We start from the raw sequence: 1,770 nt of genomic DNA, 5'->3' as shown, positions 1-1,770 counted from the left end.
CACGGCCCGATCCGGCCCGGCGGCCGCCGGATCACCGCTGGCGGCGCGGCTGGCTGCGCTGTCCGCGGACGAACGGGCCGCGCACCTGCTCGACCTGGTGCGCACGGAGGTCGCGGCGGCCCTCGGACACGCCGACGCGCGCTCGGTCGGAGCCGGCAGGCCGTTCACGGATCTGGGTCTGGACTCCCTGACAGCCGTCGAGCTGCGCAACCGGCTGGGCGCGGCGACGGGGCTGCGGCTGCCTACCACCCTCACCTTCGACCAGCCGACCCCCAACGCCGTTGCCGCGTTCCTGCTCACGCTGCTGACCGAAGCCGAGCCGACCGAGGCGGTCGCCGGCGCCACGGCCACGGCGTCCCGCGCCGGGCGACCGGCCGGGACCGTCGACGAGCCGATCGCGATCGTCGGCATGGCCTGCCGCTTCCCCGGCGGTGTCGAATCCCCCGAGGCACTGTGGAAGCTGGTCACCGACGGCGGTGACGCGATCACCGAGTTCCCGGGCGACCGCGGCTGGGACGTCGAGAAGCTGTACGACCCGGACCCCGACCGCACCGGCACGTCCTACACCCGCCACGGCGGCTTCCTGCTCGACGCGGGCGACTTCGATGCCGACTTCTTCGAGATCTCCCCGCGCGAGGCCCTGGCGACCGACCCGCAGCAGCGCCTGCTGCTGGAGACCACCTGGGAGCTGTTCGAGCGGGCCGGGATCGACCCGGCGGCGCTACGCGGCAGCCGCACCGGCGTGTTCGCCGGGGTGATGTACCACGACTACGCCCCCAGGCTGGACGAGGCGCCGTCGTCGCTGGAGGGCTTCCTCGGTACCGGGAGCGCCGGCAGCGTCGCCTCCGGCCGGGTGTCGTACACGTTCGGGTTCGAGGGTCCCGCGGTCACCGTCGACACCGCCTGCTCGTCGTCGCTGGTTGCCCTGCACCTGGCCGCCCAGTCCCTGCGGTCCGGCGAGAGTGAGCTGGCGATCGCCGGCGGGGTGACGGTGATGGCGTCCCCGGGTGCCTGGGTGGAGCTGTCCCGGCAGCGCGGGTTGTCACCGGACGGCCGCAGCAAGGCGTTCGCCGCAGCGGCGGACGGCGTGGGCTGGGCCGAGGGTATCGGGCTCGTCCTGCTCGAACGGCTCTCGGACGCCCGGCGCGCCGGACATCCGGTACTCGCGCTCCTGCGGGGATCGGCGGTCAACCAGGACGGCGCCTCCAACGGGCTCACCGCGCCCAACGGACCGTCCCAACAACGCGTCATCCGCGCCGCCCTCACCGCCGCCCGCCTCGCTCCCGCCGACGTCGACGCCGTCGAAGCGCACGGCACCGGTACCCGCCTCGGCGACCCCATCGAAGCCCAGGCCCTCATCGCCACCTACGGGCAGGACCGGGAGGCAGACCAACCCCTCTACCTCGGCTCACTCAAATCCAACATCGGCCACACCCAGGCCGCCGCCGGCGTCGCCGGCATCATCAAAATGATCCAGGCCATCCACCACGGCGTCCTGCCCAAAACCCTCCACGTGGACGCACCGTCACCGTATGTGGACTGGTCCGCCGGCGAGGTCGAACTGCTCACCGAGGCCCGGCCGTGGCCCGCGCTCGACCGTCCCCGCCGGGCGGGGATCTCCTCCTTCGGCGTCAGCGGCACCAACGCCCATGCGATCATCGAACAGGCCCCGGACGACCGCGCGCCGGCACCGCATCCAGCCCGGGGATTTGGGCCTCCGGCGGCGTGGAAGAAGCATGATCGCACCGCCTTTGGCCCTTGGGCAGAGAC

The 1,770-nt window shown here is 73.3% G+C and carries 1 protein-coding gene; it reads left to right on the top strand.

Going from position 1 to position 1,770, the window contains the following annotated elements; translation table 11 throughout:
• Positions 1-1,770 (top strand): type I polyketide synthase (locus tag DD1DGNOD_RS28175; protein ID WP_241255774.1); only part of this gene is annotated, 1,770 nt, incomplete at both ends.

It is taken from the genome of Candidatus Protofrankia californiensis (assembly GCF_900634765.1).
GTDB lineage: Bacteria > Actinomycetota > Actinomycetes > Frankiales > Frankiaceae > Protofrankia > Protofrankia californiensis.
This window is presented reverse-complemented; position numbering and strand designations above follow the sequence as displayed.